This window comes from Mesorhizobium sp. M8A.F.Ca.ET.202.01.1.1, from assembly GCF_004791595.1.
Lineage (GTDB): Bacteria > Pseudomonadota > Alphaproteobacteria > Rhizobiales > Rhizobiaceae > Mesorhizobium.
On the sequence record NZ_SRUN01000017.1, the window covers coordinates 21,787 to 39,150 of the forward strand.

The 17,364-nt window shown below is 64.8% G+C and carries 13 protein-coding genes; 11 read left to right on the forward strand and 2 right to left on the reverse strand.

Features of this window, described 5'->3' with window-relative positions; genetic code table 11:
* Positions 1-16 precede the first annotated feature (16 nt).
* The 3 genes from leuS (at position 17) to EN845_RS29230 (ending at position 6,024) form a co-directional block, all read left to right on the forward strand.
* A complete protein-coding gene (leuS, locus tag EN845_RS29220) occupies positions 17-2,641 on the forward strand; it encodes a leucine--tRNA ligase (RefSeq protein ID WP_127873374.1) in 2,625 nt (874 codons plus the stop codon).
* On the forward strand, positions 2,628-3,206 hold the full coding sequence (gene lptE / locus EN845_RS29225; protein ID WP_127279371.1) for an LPS assembly lipoprotein LptE: 579 nt from the start codon (positions 2,628-2,630) through the stop codon (positions 3,204-3,206). The genes leuS and lptE overlap by 14 nt, the downstream gene beginning before the upstream one ends.
* A gap of 331 nt (positions 3,207-3,537) precedes the next feature.
* Positions 3,538-6,024: a DNA translocase FtsK gene (locus EN845_RS29230; protein WP_127873375.1), complete on the forward strand. Its 2,487-nt coding sequence runs from the start codon at positions 3,538-3,540 to the stop codon at positions 6,022-6,024.
* 79 nt (positions 6,025-6,103) lie between these two features.
* On the opposite strand, the gene fsa is transcribed toward EN845_RS29230, so the two are convergent.
* Positions 6,104-6,760 (reverse strand): fructose-6-phosphate aldolase, encoded by a 657-nt coding sequence (gene fsa / locus EN845_RS29235; protein WP_127275648.1) that lies wholly within the window; start codon positions 6,758-6,760, stop codon positions 6,104-6,106.
* A 91-nt stretch (positions 6,761-6,851) separates the two neighbouring features.
* Here fsa and EN845_RS29240 point away from each other — a divergent pair, with 91 nt between their 5' ends.
* The 8 genes from EN845_RS29240 to EN845_RS29275 all read left to right on the forward strand — a co-directional run bounded on the left by EN845_RS29240 (position 6,852) and on the right by EN845_RS29275 (position 15,705).
* Complete coding sequence (locus EN845_RS29240; RefSeq protein ID WP_127873376.1) at positions 6,852-9,035, forward strand: primosomal protein N'; 2,184 nt, start codon at positions 6,852-6,854, stop codon at positions 9,033-9,035.
* A gap of 50 nt (positions 9,036-9,085) precedes the next feature.
* Complete coding sequence (locus EN845_RS29245) at positions 9,086-9,781, forward strand: aspartate/glutamate racemase family protein (protein WP_127873377.1); 696 nt, start codon at positions 9,086-9,088, stop codon at positions 9,779-9,781.
* A 94-nt stretch (positions 9,782-9,875) separates the two neighbouring features.
* Positions 9,876-10,271 (forward strand): DUF4345 family protein, encoded by a 396-nt coding sequence (locus EN845_RS29250; RefSeq protein WP_127275645.1) that lies wholly within the window; start codon positions 9,876-9,878, stop codon positions 10,269-10,271.
* A gap of 246 nt (positions 10,272-10,517) precedes the next feature.
* Positions 10,518-11,078 (forward strand): F0F1 ATP synthase subunit delta, encoded by a 561-nt coding sequence (locus EN845_RS29255; protein ID WP_127275644.1) that lies wholly within the window; start codon positions 10,518-10,520, stop codon positions 11,076-11,078.
* Positions 11,078-12,607, forward strand: a complete 1,530-nt coding sequence (gene atpA, locus EN845_RS29260; protein ID WP_127275643.1) for a F0F1 ATP synthase subunit alpha — start codon at positions 11,078-11,080, stop codon at positions 12,605-12,607. The genes EN845_RS29255 and atpA overlap by 1 nt, the downstream gene beginning before the upstream one ends.
* 46 nt (positions 12,608-12,653) lie before the next feature.
* Complete coding sequence (locus tag EN845_RS29265) at positions 12,654-13,541, forward strand: F0F1 ATP synthase subunit gamma (protein ID WP_127275642.1); 888 nt, start codon at positions 12,654-12,656, stop codon at positions 13,539-13,541.
* 70 nt (positions 13,542-13,611) lie between these two features.
* Positions 13,612-15,186, forward strand: a complete 1,575-nt coding sequence (atpD, locus tag EN845_RS29270; protein ID WP_167531538.1) for a F0F1 ATP synthase subunit beta — start codon at positions 13,612-13,614, stop codon at positions 15,184-15,186.
* 111 nt (positions 15,187-15,297) lie between these two features.
* A complete protein-coding gene (locus EN845_RS29275) occupies positions 15,298-15,705 on the forward strand; it encodes a F0F1 ATP synthase subunit epsilon (RefSeq protein ID WP_127873378.1) in 408 nt (135 codons plus the stop codon).
* A gap of 143 nt (positions 15,706-15,848) precedes the next feature.
* Here the strand turns inward: EN845_RS29275 and EN845_RS29280 are convergent, their stop codons facing one another.
* Entirely contained in the window at positions 15,849-17,357 is a 1,509-nt protein-coding gene (locus tag EN845_RS29280; protein ID WP_127873379.1) for a mannitol dehydrogenase family protein, read from the reverse strand.
* Positions 17,358-17,364: the final 7 nt, after the last annotated feature.

The window sequence follows — 17,364 nt, forward strand, 5'->3', positions numbered from 1 at the left end:
AAGTGAAAAACGTCCCATGGCAACCGAACGATACAATCCGCGCGCGTCAGAACCCAAATGGCAGAAGGCCTGGGCCGAAAAGAAGCTTTTCGAAGCGCACAATGACGATCCGCGCCCGAAATACTACGTGCTGGAAATGTTCCCCTATCCGTCGGGGCGGATCCATATCGGCCACACCCGCAACTATACGATGGGCGACGTGGTGGCGCGTTACAAGCGGGCCAAGGGCTTCAACGTGCTGCATCCGATGGGCTGGGACGCCTTCGGCATGCCGGCCGAAAACGCCGCCATGCAGAACAAGGTTCATCCCAAGGAGTGGACCTACCAGAACATCGCCACTATGCGCGAGCAGCTCAAGGTGATGGGCCTGTCGCTGGACTGGGCGCGCGAATTCGCCACCTGCGATGTCGATTACTACCACCGCCAGCAGATGCTGTTCCTCGACTTCGTCGAGAAGGGGCTGGTGACGCGCAAATCCTCCAAGGTCAACTGGGACCCGGAGGACATGACGGTGCTCGCCAACGAGCAGGTCATCGACGGACGCGGCTGGCGCTCCGGCGCGCTGGTTGAGCAGCGCGAATTGACGCAGTGGTTCTTCAAGATCACCGATTTCGCGCAGGACCTGCTGGATTCGCTCGATGGCCTCGACGAATGGCCCGAAAAAGTGAAGCTGATGCAGCAGAACTGGATCGGCCGTTCGGAAGGTCTGCTGATCCGCTGGCCGCTGGCCTCGGAAATTGCCGGCGAGCACGAGCTTGAGGTCTACACGACGCGGCCCGACACCATTTTCGGCGCCTCGTTCATGGCGATCGCCGCCGATCATCCGCTGGCCAAAAAGGCCGCCGAGACCAATCCGGCGCTGGCGAAATTCATCGACGAAGTCCGCCATATGGGCACTTCGGTGGCGGCGCTGGAGACGGCTGAGAAGAAGGGCTTCGACACCGGCATCCGCGTCGTCCATCCCTTCGACGGTACTTGGACGCTGCCGGTCTATGTCGCCAATTTCGTGCTGATGGAATATGGCACCGGCGCCATCTTCGGCTGCCCGGCGCATGACCAGCGCGACCTCGACTTCGCCAACAAATACGGCTTGCCGGTGGTGCCCGTGGTGATGCCGGACGGCGAGGACCCGTCGGCTTTCCAGGTGATCGACGTGGCCTATACCGACAATGGGGCGATGATCAACTCGCGCTTCCTTGATGGCATGACTCCGGACCGAGCTTTCGACGAGGTCGCCAGGCTGCTGGAACAAAAGACCATCGGCAATCGCCCCATGGCCGAGCGCAAGGTGAACTTCCGCCTGCGCGACTGGGGCATTTCGCGGCAACGTTACTGGGGCTGCCCGATCCCGATGATCCATTGCGAGGATTGCGGCGTGGTGCCGGTGCCGAAGGCCGACCTGCCGGTCAAGCTGCCGGACGATGTCGATTTCGACCGGCCGGGCAATCCGCTCGACCGTCACCCGACCTGGCGGCATGTTAAGTGCCCGCAATGCGGCAAGGACGCGCGCCGTGAAACCGATACGATGGACACGTTCGTCGATTCGTCCTGGTATTTCGCCCGCTTCACGGCGCCGTGGGCGCATGACCCGACCGATCCCAAGGCAGCGAACGAGTGGCTGGCGGTCGACCAGTATATTGGCGGCATCGAGCATGCGATCCTGCATCTGCTCTATTCACGCTTCTTCACCCGCGCCATGCGCGAGACCGGCCATGTCGACCTGGCCGAGCCGTTCAAGGGCCTGTTCACGCAAGGCATGGTCGTGCACGAAACCTACCGTGTCGGTTCGGCATCGAACGGCCGCTGGCTGGCGCCGGCCGAAGTGCGGCTGGAGGATGTCGACGGCAAGCGCCGCGCCATCGACATCGCCACCGGCGAGGCGGTCACCATCGGCCCGCTCGAAAAGATGTCGAAGTCGAAGAAGAACACGGTGAGCCCGGAAGACATCACCGATGGCTACGGCGCCGACACGGCACGCTGGTTCATGCTGTCGGATTCGCCGCCCGAACGCGATGTCGAGTGGACCGACGATGGTGCGGCCGGCGCGCATCGCTTCATGCAGCGCATCTGGCGGCTGGTGTCGACGGCGGCCGAGACGCTGGCAGGCATCGCACCGAAGGCCGCCAATGATGGCGACGCCGGAGCGGTTTCCAAGGCCGCGCACAAAATCCTGAAGGCGGTCGGCGAAGACATCGAGAAGCTCGCCTTCAACCGTGCCATCGCCCGCATCTATGAACTGGCCAACGCGCTGACCACTCCGCTCAACGAGGTGACGGAAGGCAAGGCTGATACGGCGCTGAAAAGCGCTTGCCGCGAGGCCGTGGAGATCATGGTGCATCTGATCGCGCCCGTGATGCCGCACCTTGCCGAAGAGTGCTGGGAGGTGCTGGGCGGCACCGATCTGCTCGCCGAACGGCCGTGGCCGGTCTTCGATCCGGCGCTGGTCGTCGACAACGAAGTCACCTATCCGGTGCAGGTCAACGGCAAGAAGCGGGGCGATTTGACAATTGCCCGCGACGCGGACCAAGGTGCGGTCGAAAAAGCGGTCTTGGCTCTCGACTTCGTGCAGAAAGCACTTGAAGGTAAGGCTCCGCGCAAGGTGATCATCGTGCCGCAGAGGATCGTCAATGTCGTTGCCTGATCGGGAAAAGACAGAGTTGAGCGGTCTGCTGCGCCGCATCGCGCTTGCCGGTCTTGTCGGTTCGCTTGCGCTCGTCTCGGCCTGCCAGGTGCGGCCGCTCTATTCCAGCGCGCCGCTGTCGACCGGCTCGACCGCCAATGCCGAGCTGGCGTCGATTGCCGTCAAGCCGGTCCGGACGCGTTATGCCCAGCAGGTGCGCAACAATCTGATCTTCGGGTTCGGGCGCGGCGCCGGCGAACCGGCCTCGCCGCTTTATTCGCTCGATCTCGGCGTGACCGAAGCCGTTGAATCCTCGGCGCTGGTCCAGGTTGGAACCGATCAAGACGAGCCGACCGCCGGTTCGGTGACACTGACCGCCGGCTACACGCTAACCGATGCGAAAACCGGCGCGGTGATCGCGGTCGGCAAGCGGGCGATCACCTCGTCCTTCGACAGGCCGCGTCAGGAGTTTGCTTCCTACCGGGCGCAGATCGACGCCGAGAACCGTGCCGCGCGCGAACTGGCCGAGGCCCTGCAACTGTCCATCGCCCAGGATCTGGCCCGGCACGGCAAGACGGCCAGCTAGCGCGAGTCGCCGCATCAGAAGAGGCCGAATCGCCCCTCTCTCCTTGATCGCATTTCCTGTTCCCGGCGATCGGACTCGTCGGCAGCCGTGCTGTTTGGCGGCATGTAAATCTCCGCCCGCTGGTTGTCACGCGAGCAAAGGCTCGCCCTTTTTCCAATAGCCGCATTCGGATGAGCAACCGGTTGTGGAAACACGATCGGCTGCTCGAATCCTCATCGTGCGGCGTCGCCGCGAAAGATGCGTCTCGATCGCTCCAGCGACGCTGACAGGAAGCATCTGTTAACCACTCGCTCCCTATTGCTCAGCAGACATTTCACAGTGAGTCTTGAGCATGGAAGCCAGGCGTTTTTCTCGGGTCAATTCGTTGCACGCAGTTTCGCCCGATGACCCCCAAGGAGAGCGTTCCGGCGGCCCGCGCGGCAAGGCGGATGTTCGCCAGCCCGGCGCTTCTCACGCAGGTCATTCCGAGCGGGTCGCCGATTTCGGCGGCGACACCGAAAGCCCTGCCTGGCAAGAGTATTTTTTCCTTGCGCCCAATGTGCGTTTTACACGCACGCCGGACTATGAGCCCAAGCATCGCCAGCAGGACGAGGTTGCCGGGGAGGGTCGCCCGCAGGCGCTCCCGACGCAGCAGGCCGGGCCTGGCGCCGTCATGCATCGCGGGGCGTCACCGGCCGGGTCCGCTCAGCCAGCGCGCGGCGGCGAGACGTCGAAAGGCGTTGTGCCGGCGGCTCCGAAGGTGCCCGCAACGGCACCAGCGGCCACGCGTCCGGCACCCGTCGCCGGGAATGGCGCGCCGGCCAAAGCAGCCACCGCTGAAAAAGCCCGGCGGCCCTATCTTTCGGATCACGCCTTCTTCGAGGGCCTGGCGCCCCTTCTGGTCGATGTGACGTCGCCGGTCCGGCAGGTCAGCCCGGCTCCGCGCGCACCGGTCGCGGCTCCACCGCTTGCCGCGGCGCGAGCCGACGTCTCCGCGTCCGCCGCGGCCGATGTCACCGCCTTGTTCCGTGTCATCGAATGCCTTCCCGGCCAGGCACCGTCCGCCCCGCCCGACGTCTTTCCGGCCAACTCCAACAAGGCCGTGGCCGAGCCGTCCGTTCCGGCTGGCAGGGCTGCCCGGCAGGCTCGGATGGCGGCCGCAGTCGCACCTGCCGCAAGCAGCGCCGCCTCGGCGCCGATTGTGCAACGCGTGGGCGAAGCCGTTCCCGCAGCGCGCGCACCGTCGCTGCCCATGGCTGGCAAGGTTGCCCAGCCGGAGACGGGCGAAGGCTACGAGCTTCCCTCGGAGGAGCTGCTGCAGCAGCCTCCCGAGGGCCAAGGCTTCTACATGTCGCAGGAGCGGCTCGAGCAGAATGCCGATCTCCTGGAAAGCGTGCTGGAGGATTTCGGCGTGCGCGGCGAGATCATCCACGTGCGCCCCGGCCCGGTCGTCACCCTCTACGAATTCGAGCCGGCGCCAGGCGTCAAATCCTCGCGCGTCATTGGTCTCGCCGACGACATCGCCCGCTCCATGTCGGCGGTCTCGGCGCGCGTCGCCGTGGTGCCTGGCCGCAATGTCATCGGCATAGAGTTGCCGAACGAGACCCGCGAAACCGTCTATTTCCGCGAACTGATCGAATCGCAGGGCTTCCGCAAGACCAGCTGCAAGCTGGCGCTTTGCCTTGGCAAGACGATCGGCGGCGAACCTGTCATCGCCGAACTGGCGAAGATGCCGCATCTCCTCGTCGCCGGCACCACCGGCTCCGGCAAGTCGGTCGCCATCAACACCATGATCCTGTCGCTGCTCTACCGGCTGAAGCCGGAAGAATGCCGGCTGATCATGGTCGACCCGAAGATGCTCGAACTGTCCGTCTATGACGGCATCCCACACCTTCTGACCCCTGTCGTCACGGATCCCAAGAAGGCCGTCACCGCGCTCAAATGGGCGGTGCGCGAGATGGAGGACCGATATCGCAAGATGGCGCGGCTCGGCGTGCGCAACATCGACGGCTACAACGAGCGCGCCGCCCAAGCCCGCGACAAGGGTGAGACGGTCGTCATGACCGTGCAGACCGGCTTCGAGAAGGGCACCGGCGAACCGCTGTTCGAACAGCAGGAAATCGACCTCGCGCCGATGCCCTACATCGTCGTCATCGTCGACGAGATGGCCGACCTGATGATGGTCGCCGGCAAGGAGATCGAAGGCGCCATCCAGCGCCTGGCGCAGATGGCGCGGGCCGCCGGCATCCACCTGATCATGGCGACGCAGCGGCCTTCGGTCGACGTCATCACCGGCACGATCAAGGCCAATTTCCCGACCCGCATCTCCTTCCAGGTCACCTCCAAGATCGACAGCCGCACCATCCTGGGCGAGCAGGGCGCCGAACAGCTGCTCGGCCAGGGCGACATGCTGCACATGATGGGCGGCGGGCGCATCGCCCGTGTGCACGGCCCCTTCGTGTCCGACGCCGAGGTCGAGCATGTCGTGGCGCATCTGAAGGCGCAGGGACGCCCCGAATATCTGGAGACGGTGACGGCCGACGAGGATGAAGAAGAAGAGGAAGGCGACCAGGGAGCGGTCTTCGACAAGGGAGCCGTTGCCGCCGAGGATGGCGATTCCAGCTATGACGAGGCGGTCAAGGTGGTGTTGCGCGACAAGAAATGTTCGACGTCCTACATCCAGCGCCGCCTCGGCATCGGCTACAACCGCGCCGCGTCACTGGTCGAACGGATGGAGAAGGAAGGTCTGGTCGGCGCACCGAACCATGTCGGCAAGCGCGAGATCATGGCGGGCAAGCGCCAGCCGGCGGCCGCGCTCCCCGATGACGGCACGGACTGACCGGGCAGGCTGCTCCTGATCCGCAGCGCGTAAAAAAGGCCGGTTGCCCGGCCTTTTTTTGTATCTGGTGTCGGACCGCTCAGCCGATCTTCTGGCCGGTCTTGGCCCAGTCGGCGAGGAAAGCGGCAAGGCCCTTGTCGGTCAGCGGATGGTTGACCAGCGCCTTCAACGTCGCCGGCGGCGCGGTGATGACGTCGGCGCCGATGAGAGCCGCCTGCTTGACGTGGTTCACCGTTCGCACGGAAGCGGTCAGGATTTCGGTCTGGAAATCGAAATTGTCGTAGATCTGACGGATCTCCTGGATCAGCTCCATGCCGTCCGAGCCGGTGTCGTCGATGCGGCCGACGAAGGGCGAGATGAAGGAAGCGCCGGCCTTGGCGGCGAGCAGCGCCTGGTTGGCCGAGAAGCACAGCGTGACATTGACCATGCGGTTCATCTCGGTGCGGATGGTCTTGCAGGCCTTCAGGCCGTCCAGCGTCAGCGGGACCTTGATGCAGACATTAGGCGCGATCTTGGCCAGCACTTCGGCCTCCGCCATCATCTGCTTGTATTCGATCGCCACGACTTCCGCCGAGACAGGCCCTTCGACGATGTCGCAGATCTGCTTGGTGACCTCGGCGATCTTGCCGCCCGATTTCAGGATCAGCGAGGGGTTGGTGGTGACGCCATCGAGCAGTCCCAGATCGTTCAGTTCCTTGATCTCTTTGATATCGGCGGTGTCGGCAAAAAATTTCATGGCGGGTCTCCTGACGATTTCGTCGTGCTTGGGAAGGCGCGTTCAGCGTTGCTCTTTGATCTAGACCAAAGTCAGGGCAAGGTCACGCCTCATGATCGAAGATTCGCCCTTTGTCGCGGCCGCACCGGTGCTGGTGCCGATGCCGGCCGAACGTCCCTACACCTATGCCGTGCCGGCCGGCATGCGGGTGGTGCCGGGTTCGATCGTGCGCGTGCCGCTTGGGCCGCGCCAGGTCGCCGGCATCGTCTGGGACGGCGCGGTCGAGCAGGTCGATGCCAGGAAATTGCGCCCGATCGAGCAGGTTTTCGACTGTCCGCCGATCGACCGCGCCATGCGCCGATTCGTCGACTGGGTGGCGCAATACACGCTGTCGGCGCCGGGCATGGTGGCGCGCATGCTGCTCAGGGCGCCAGAGGCCTTTGATCCCGAACCCTGGATCGAGGGGCTGCAGCGCACCCTGCTTGTGCCCGACCGGATGACGGATGCCAGGGCGCGCGTGCTGGAGACGGCCGAGGGTGGGTTGGCCTGGACGCGCTCCGGCCTCGCGCACGCCGCCGGCGTGTCGTCGACGGTGATCGAGGGGCTGAAAGCGCAAGGCGTGTTCGAGACGGTGATGATCCCGCCGCGCCCGGTGGTGGCCGCGCCTGACCCAAGCTATGCCGTTCCCGAACTGATGCCGGACCAGAACGAGGCCGCGTCGATGCTGCGCGCCAATGTCGCGGCCGGCGAGTTCAATGTCGCGTTGCTCGACGGCGTCACCGGTTCGGGCAAGACGGAGGTCTATTTCGAGGCGGTGGCGGCCGCGCTCGAGCAGGGCGGCCAAGTGCTCATCCTGCTGCCGGAAATCGCGCTGACGCATGCCTTCCTCGAACGCTTCCAGCAGCGTTTCGGCGCCAAGCCGGCCGAGTGGCATTCCGACCTGCCGCCGCGAATGCGCGAAAAAGTCTGGCGGCAAGTGGCGGAAGGCGGCGTGCGCGTCGTCGCCGGCGCGCGCTCGGCGCTGTTCCTGCCATTCAAGGAGCTTGGCCTGATCGTCGTCGACGAGGAACACGACCCCGCCTACAAGCAGGAAGACCGCGTCTTCTACAATGCGCGCGACATGGCCGTCGTGCGCGGCCATATAGGCGGCTTCCCCGTGGTCCTGGCGTCGGCGACGCCGTCGGTCGAGAGCCGGGTCAATGCCAGCCAGGGCAAATACAACAGGGCCGTTCTATCGGCCCGCTTCGCCGAGGCGGCACTTCCCGACCTCAAGTCGATCGACATGCGGCGCGCGCCGCCGGCGCGTGGCGGCTTCCTGTCGCCGGTGCTGATCGACCATATGCGCCGGACGCTGGAGAAGAAGGAGCAGTCGCTGCTGTTCCTTAACCGCCGCGGCTACGCGCCGCTGACGCTGTGCCGGGTCTGCGGCCATCGCTTCGGCTGCCCGGTGTGTTCGGCCTGGTTGGTCGAACACCGCTTTCGCGGCCAGTTGGTCTGCCACCATTGCGGTCACAATGAGCGCCGTCCCGAAGCCTGCCCGGAATGCGGCACGCTCGACCACCTGGTTGCTTGCGGTCCGGGGGTCGAGCGCATCGCCGAGGAGGTCGTCACGCATTTCCCGGACGCGCGCACCATCGTGCTGTCGTCGGATATCATGGGGGGCGTACGACGGTTGCGGCTGGAGCTGGAGGCAATCGCCAATGGCGAGGCCGATATCGTCATCGGCACGCAACTGGTCGCCAAGGGCCACAATTTCCCTGATATGACGCTGGTCGGCGTCGTCGATGCCGATCTCGGCCTTGCCAATGGCGATCCGCGCGCCGCCGAGCGCACCTTCCAGCTGCTCAGCCAGGTGACCGGCCGCGCCGGCCGCACCGGCAAGAAGAGCCTGGGCCTGCTGCAGACGTTCCAGCCCGACCATCCGGTGATGCGGGCCATCGTCTCCGGCGACGCCGAATCTTTCTACCAGCGTGAGATTTCTGAACGCGAACGCGCTGCCTTGCCGCCCTTCGGCCGGCTGGCCGGCGTCATCGTCAGCGCCGTGACGCGGGCGGAAGCGGAAGGCCATGCCCGCGGCCTGCGCCGCGCGGCACCGGAAGCGTCGGACCTGTTCGTGCTCGGGCCGGCCGAGGCGCCGCTGTCCCTGCTCGGCGGCCGCCACCGCTTCCGTCTGCTGATCCAGGGCGAACGGCGCGCCGACATGCAAGGGTTTATCAGGGCCATGCTCGCCAATGGACCGAAGCAGCGCGGCTCGGTCCGGGTGCAGGTCGACATCGACCCGCAGAGCTTTTTGTAGCGACGCAATTTCAGCTACAGCTGTCTCGGCGAGAGAAACGGAAAGATCACATGAAAACCCTTGGCCTGCTCGGCGGCATGAGCTGGGAATCGACCGCAATCTACTACCGCCTGCTCAACGAGATCGTGCGCGGGCGGCTGGGTGGGCTGCATTCGGCCAAGCTTCTCATGTGGTCGTTCGATTTCGCCGAGATCGCCGAGCGGCAGCATCATGGTGATTGGGACGGTGCCGGCGCGCTGCTGGTCGATGCCGCGCGCAAGCTCGAGGCCGGCGGCGCGCAAGGCATGCTCTTGTGCACCAACACCATGCACAAGCTGGCCGACCAGGTGCAGGCATCGGTGTCGATCCCGCTGATTCACATTGCGGATGCCACGGCGTTGGCGATCAAGCGCGCGGGCCTGCAGCGCCCGGCGCTGTTGGCAACGCGGTTCACCATGGAGCAGGACTTCTACAAGGGCCGGCTCGCCGACAAATACGGCCTCTCACCGGTCGTACCCGATGCGGCCGGCCGCGACATGGTGCACGGCGTCATCTATGACGAGCTTTGCCAGGGCATTGTCTCCGAAGCCTCGAAGGCCGCCTATGTCGCCGAGGCCAACCGCTTGCGCCGCGAAGAGGCCGCCGACAGCCTGATCATGGGTTGCACGGAGATCACCATGCTCATCGGCCAGGGCGATTTCGACATTCCGGTTTTCGACACGACCGGCATCCATGCCGAGGCGGCGGTGGAATTCGCGCTCGGTTGATGCGGGTCACCTAAAGTGCCTTGAGCCATCTGGCGCGGCATTTTTCCTCCGCTAGAATGCCCGCGATTTCAAAATAGGCATTTCGAGGGACACGATGGATTTTGCGCTTCCATGGCCGACGAGCCAGGGCGAATGGCTGGCCTGGTCGAGCGCGGTCTTCACCGTGTTGCTCGGCCTGCTGTTTTTCCTGGCGCCGGGTCTGGCGTTCCGCATCCTGCGCCTGCAGGCGAAACCCGAGAAGGCGGCGGCGATCGCCGAGGGACGGGGCCGCATGTCGGGCTTCTATCTCGGAGTCGGCCTGTGCTGCATCCTGCTCGCGCAGCCGCTGGTCTACATGGCGCTCGGCTTCTCCTGGCTGTTCACTGCCTTCGGCCGGCTGCTGTCGATGATGTCGGATGGCGCCAATACGCCTTTCAATTGGGTTTCCATTGTGGTGGAATTGGCGCTCGCGGCCCTGCCGCTCGCCTTTGCCTTCGGCTTTGTGCCCTGAATCCAAGGGTATTCCGGCGCGCAGGACCCTGATCTTTCGCCGGATGCGACAATAGTGCCTGAAAACCATGCGGAACGACGCATTGCGGTCTTAAAATGCCTGTGCTAGACGGCAATCGACTTTCGGCCGGGGATAGCGGAAGCCGCGCCTCCGTGCTTGAAAAAATGCAGTAAGGTCAAAGATTTAGCCAGAGTTTTTGCTCGCGCCAACAATCTGCGGCCTGTCAGACAAGAGAAAAGACGGTCCGTGGCCCAATCGTCATCGCCAATCTCAGGTGTCGCAGAACGCTATGCCGGTTCGCTGTTCGAACTGGCATCGCAGGCAAATTCCGTGGCCAAGGTCGAGGCCGACCTCAACGGTTTCGAGGCACTGCTCGCGGGCAGCGCGGATCTCACCCGGCTGATCAACAGCCCGGTGTTTTCCAGCGAGGACCAGGCCAAGGCCATCGCGGCGATCGCCGACAAGGCAGGCATCACCGGCCTGACCGGCAATTTCCTGCGCGTCGTCGCCAAGAATCGCCGCCTGTTCGCGGTGCCCGGCATGATCAAGGCGTTCCGCCAGATCGCGGCGGAAGCCCGTGGCGAGGCCGCCGCCGAAGTCACCTCGGCTCATGAGCTGACCGCGGCCCAGCAGACCGAACTCAAGGCCGCGCTGAAGAGCGTTGCCGGCAAGGACGTGGCCATTTCCGTTACCGTCGACCCGTCACTGCTCGGCGGGCTGGTGGTCAAGATGGGCTCGCGCCAGATCGATACGTCGCTCAAAACCAAACTCAATTCGCTCAAGCTTGCACTGAAAGAGGTCGGCTGATGGACATCCGCGCCGCGGAAATTTCCGCAATTCTGAAAGACCAGATCAAGAATTTCGGCAAGGAGGCCGAGGTCTCCGAAGTCGGACAGGTGCTGTCCGTCGGTGACGGTATCGCCCGCGTCTACGGCCTCGACAATGTCCAGGCCGGCGAAATGGTCGAATTCCCCGGCGGCATCCGCGGCATGGCGCTCAACCTCGAAGCCGACAATGTCGGCGTCGTCATCTTCGGCGCCGACCGCGACATCAAGGAAGGCGACACCGTCAAGCGCACCGGCGCCATCGTCGACGCGCCTGTCGGCCCCGGCCTGCTCGGCCGCGTCGTCGACGCGCTCGGCAATCCGATCGACGGCAAAGGCCCGATCAAGGCGGTCGAGCGCAAGCGCGTCGACGTCAAGGCGCCCGGCATCATCCCGCGCAAGTCGGTGAACGAGCCGATGTCGACCGGCCTCAAGGCCATAGATGCGCTGATCCCGGTCGGCCGCGGCCAGCGCGAGCTGGTCATCGGCGATCGCCAGACCGGCAAGACGGCCATCATCCTCGACACGATGCTCAACCAGAAGTCGGTGCACGACAACGGCCCCGAGAAGGAAAAGCTCTACTGCGTCTACGTCGCCGTCGGCCAGAAGCGCTCGACCGTCGCGCAGTTCGTCAAGGTGCTGGAAGAGCGCGGCGCGCTCGAATATTCGATCATCGTCGCCGCCACCGCTTCCGACCCGGCGCCGATGCAGTTCCTGGCGCCGTTCACGGCCTGCACCATGGGCGAGTATTTCCGCGACAACGGCATGCATGCGCTGATCAGCTATGACGATCTGTCGAAGCAGGCCGTCGCCTATCGCCAGATGTCGCTGTTGCTGCGCCGTCCGCCGGGCCGCGAAGCCTATCCGGGCGACGTCTTCTACCTGCACTCGCGCCTGCTCGAGCGCGCCGCCAAGCTCAACGACGATCTCGGTGGCGGTTCGCTGACCGCGCTGCCGGTCATCGAGACGCAGGCCAACGACGTGTCGGCCTACATCCCGACCAACGTGATCTCGATCACCGACGGCCAGATCTTCCTCGAAACCAACCTGTTCTTCCAGGGCATCCGTCCGGCCGTCAACGTCGGCCTGTCGGTGTCGCGCGTCGGTTCGTCGGCGCAGATCAAGGCGATGAAGCAGGTTGCCGGCTCGATCAAGGGCGAGCTCGCGCAGTACCGCGAAATGGCTGCTTTCGCGCAGTTCGGCTCGGATCTCGACGCCGCCACGCAGCGCCTGCTCAACCGCGGCTCGCGCCTGACCGAGCTCCTGAAGCAGCCGCAGTTCTCGCCGCTGAAGACGGAAGAGCAAGTCGCGGTGATCTTCGCCGGCGTCAACGGCTATCTCGACAAGCTGCCGGTCAACCAGGTCGGCAAGTTCGAGCACGGCCTGCTCAGCCACATGCGTTCGGCCGGCAAGGACGTGCTTGACGCCATCCGCAAGGAAAAGGCGCTGTCGGATGATCTGCGCGCCAAGCTGAAGGCCGAGATCGACGCCTTCGCCAAGACCTTCGCCTGAGCGAAGTGCCAGTCCGGATGAGACAAGACGGGATCAGGTTTGAAGCATGCCTTCATTAAAAGACCTTCGTAACCGTATCGCCTCGGTCAAGGCGACGCAGAAGATCACCAAGGCGATGCAGATGGTCGCCGCGGCGAAGCTGCGCCGTGCGCAAGAGGCGGCGGAAGCGGCGCGTCCCTATTCGGAGCGCATGGGTTCCGTGCTGGCCAACATCACCCAGGCTGTCGGTGGCGGTGGCGATGCCCCGGCGCTGATGACCGGAACCGGCAAGGACGACGTGCATCTGCTCGTCGTCTGCACCGCCGAGCGTGGCCTGTGCGGCGGCTTCAATTCGCAGATCGCCCGTCATGCCCGCGACCATATCCGCAGGCTCCTGGCCGACGGCAAGCAGGTCAAGATCATCTGCGTCGGCAAGAAGGGTTTCGACATCCTGCGCCGCGACTATGCCGCGATGATCATCGAACGCGTCGATCTGCGCGAGGTCAAGACGCTCGGCTTCGTCAATGCCGATGCGATCGCCCGCAAGGTCATCCATCTGTTCAACGAGGGCGCCTTCGACGTCTGCACGCTGTTCTACTCGCAGTTCAAGTCGGTGATCAGCCAGGTTCCGACCGCGCAGCAGATCATTCCGGCAGCGTCCGCCTCTTCGGCTCAGCCCGAAACGGCGGATGGCGCCAGCGCCGTCTACGAGTATGAGCCGGAGCCGGGCGAAATCCTGTCCGACCTCATCCCGCGCAACATCGCGGTGCAGATATTCCGTGCGCTGCTCGAAAACGCGGCGGGCGAAATGGGCGCCAAGATGAGCGCCATGGACAATGCGACGCGCAACGCCGGCGAGATGATCAACAAGCTGTCGATCACCTACAACCGCCAGCGGCAGGCGCAGATCACCAAGGAACTGATCGAAATCATTTCGGGCGCCGAGGCGCTCTAGGCGCGGTCAGCGGGTCATTGGCCCGCGAACCGGACCGCGTGAGAAACAAAGGACGAAAAGGGTAAAGACGATGGCGAAAGCAGCGACCCCGAAGACGGCAGCCCCCAAGGCAGCAGCTCCCGCGAAGGCGGCCAAGGCTCCGGCAGCAAAGGCGGCTCCGGCCAAGGCGGCAGCAGCGCCGGCCAAGGCCGCCGCTGCCAAGACCCAGGCCGTGGCCACCAAGGCGACCGGCGTTGTCGGCAAGGTCCGCCAGGTCATCGGCGCCGTCGTCGACGTGCAGTTCGGCGAGCATCTGCCGCCGATCCTGAACGCGCTCGAGACCAACAATGTCGGTAATCGCCTGGTGCTCGAAGTTGCGCAGCATCTGGGTGAAAACACCGTGCGCTGCATCGCCATGGACTCCACCGAAGGCCTGGTGCGTGGCCAGGAAGTGCGTGACACCGGCGGCCCGATCGCCGTGCCGGTCGGCCCGGGCATGCTCGGCCGTATCATCAACGTCATCGGCGAGCCGGTCGACGAGGCAGGCCCGGTCGACGCGGTCGAATTGCGCTCGATCCACCAGCCGGCTCCGGCCTATATCGAACAGTCGACGGAAGCGCAGATCCTGATCACCGGCATCAAGGTGCTCGACCTGCTCGCGCCCTACGCCAAGGGCGGCAAGATCGGCCTGTTCGGCGGCGCCGGCGTCGGCAAGACGGTGCTGATCCAGGAACTGATCAACAACATCGCCAAGGCGCATGGTGGTTACTCGGTGTTCGCCGGCGTCGGCGAGCGCACCCGCGAAGGCAACGACCTTTACCACGAGTTCATTGAATCCGGCGTCAACAAGAAGGGTGGCGGCGAAGGTTCGAAGGCGGCGCTGGTGTACGGCCAGATGAACGAGCCGCCGGGCGCGCGCGCCCGCGTCGGCCTGACCGGCCTGACGGTTGCCGAATATTTCCGCGACCAGGGCCAGGACGTGCTGTTCTTCGTCGACAACATCTTCCGCTTTACGCAAGCGGGTTCGGAAGTGTCGGCTCTGCTCGGCCGTATCCCGTCGGCCGTGGGCTATCAGCCGACGCTCGCCACGGACATGGGCGCGCTGCAGGAACGCATCACCACCACCACCAAGGGCTCGATCACCTCGGTGCAGGCGATCTACGTGCCGGCCGACGACTTGACCGACCCGGCGCCGGCGACCTCGTTCGCCCACCTTGACGCGACGACGACGCTCAACCGTTCGATCGCCGAAAAGGGTATCTATCCGGCCGTCGATCCGCTGGACTCGACCTCGCGGATGCTCGACCCGCTGGTCGTCGGCGACGAGCACTATGCCGTTGCCCGCCAGGTGCAGTCGATCCTCCAGCGCTACAAGTCGCTGCAGGACATCATCGCCATCCTGGGCATGGACGAGCTCTCGGAAGAGGACAAGCAGACCGTGGCCCGCGCCCGCAAGATCGAGCGCTTCCTGTCGCAGCCGTTCTTTGTCGCCGAAGTGTTCACCGGCGCGCCGGGCAAACTGGTCGACCTCGCCGATACCATCAAGGGGTTCAAGGGCCTCTGCAACGGCGACTATGACCACCTGCCGGAAGCCGCCTTCTACATGGTCGGCGGCATCGACGAAGCGGTCGAGAAGGCACAGCGCCTCGCGGCTGAAGCGGCTTAATCAAGGGAATAGGGAGTAGTCAGTAGTCAGTAGTGAATAGCAGCTGGGTGATCGGGGCGGTTGTCCTCTCTCCCTACTTCCTACTCACTATTCCCTACTCGCTAAATTGACATGGCTGAAGCTTTCAAGTTCGAACTGGTCTCGCCGGAGCGCCTGCTGGTTTCCGCCGAGGTCGAATCCGTGGTCATTCCGGGCGCCGAGGGCGAGATGACCGTCATGGCCCATCACGCGCCGGTCATGACCACGATCAAGCCGGGCGTCGTCACGGTGAAGAATGCCTCGGGCAGCGAAGAACGCTATGTCGTGTTCGGCGGCTTCGCTGACATCGTCCCGGCCGGCTGCACGCTGCTGGCGGAATCGGCTGTGGCGGTGAAGGATGTCGACCGCGCCGACCTCGCCCGCCGCATCCAGGAAGCCAGGGAAGACGCGGCCGACGCCAAGGACGATCAGTCGCGCAGCAAGGCGGAACAGTTCCTTAGCCAGCTCACCACGCTGGAAGGCGCAATCCTGCCGGCCTGAGGCTTGTCCCGGAAGACGGATTGAAAGCGGGGCCTTGCCTCGCTTTTTTGTTTGTTGGGGTGTCAGGCGTTTCAGCTGCGGCGGCGATATCGTACCGCCGACATCGAGGTCCTGTACCGCCTGTTGACCCGTCCAGCTCCGCCTTACGGTCCTTCGCCGTCTATGCCGAGCGCGGCGAAGGCCAAGGTCGTGCCGTCCCTCCGCAGATGGACAAGATGGATGGCCACGAGTTCGATCAGCGTCTGGCGTTCGGCGTGATCCCCGGCGAAGCCGGCCAGATCGAATACCGCCGTCACGGTTTCGTTCGCCGGCAGCTGCTGGTCCAAAAGCGCCGTCAGCTCCGCATCGAGCGGATCGGTGAAATGGCCCCTCGGCAAGCTCTTTCCGCGCGCCGCGCAGGCGGCGATCCAGGCTGCCACCACCAGCGTGAGGTGGACCAGCTCGGTGCCGGCTTCCAGGCACTCGATAGCCGAGGCAATGATGCGCTGCGGCAGTTTCTGGCTGCCGTCATTGGCGATCTGTGCGGTACGGTGGGCAAGTGCCGTGTTCGAAAAACGCTCGGCAAGCTCGGCCGTATAGGCTGATGTGTCGAGGCCGGCATCGTCAGGCAATGTCGATTTGGCTTCCTCCCAAAGCGCATCGACGAACCGCCGGATCGCCGGATCGGCGAAGGCGCTGTCGACCGTGGCATGGCCGCTGAGCAGGCCAAGATAGGCGATGCCCGAATGCGCGCCGTTGAGCAGCCTCAGCTTCATGTCCTCGAAGGGGGCGACATCGCCGACCATGGTGACCCCGAATTTTTCCCAGGCGGGACGGCCTGCCGGGAAATCGTCCTCGATCACCCATTGGCGGAAAGGCTCGGTCATCACGGGCCAGGCGTCCTCGATGCCAAGTTCGCCCGATATCCGCGCCCGGTCGGCATCGGTCGTGGCCGGCACGATGCGGTCGACCATGCTCGAGGGAAATGCGACCTGACCGGCGATGTGGCCGGCAATTCCAGCACCGCCCGCCGAACCAGGCCTGGCATCGCGCAATTCAGCGAATTCGATCAGCAGCCTGTGCAAGGTGGCGCCGTTGGCCGGCAGGTTGTCGCAACACAGCACGGTAAAGGGCGGGGTGCCGGCGGCCAGCCTCCGGGCGAGCGCTTCGGTCAGAAAACCATGCGCGGTCTTCGGCTGTTGCGGATTGGCCAGGTCGTGGACGATGTCGGGATGCGCCGTGTCCAGCCCGCCGCCGGCCGCCCGCAAATAGGCTTTCTCGGTGATGGTCAACGTCACGATGCGGGTGCGGGGATCGGTCAGCACCGCCAGCACCGCAGCCGGGTCCTCCGGCGCCACCAGCAGCGAGCCGATGGAACCGATGACATGCAGCTTCTCGCCGCCGCTGCCTCGAACCGCCAGTGTGTACAGCCCATCCTGCGGCGCCAGCGCGTCGCGGGTGTCGGCGCTGCGCAACGACACGCCTGTTATGCCCCAGCCCGTCTCGCCGGCGGCCAGGCACTCATCGATGTAGGCGGCCTGATGGGCCCGGTGAAAGGCGCCGACGCCAAGATGCACAATGCCCGGCGTAATCGCGCCACGATCGTATCGAGGCGCGGCGACCTTGGTCGGCAAGGCCTGCGCCGTGCGGTTGGAAAGGCGAAGGGCTGTCATCGGTTTG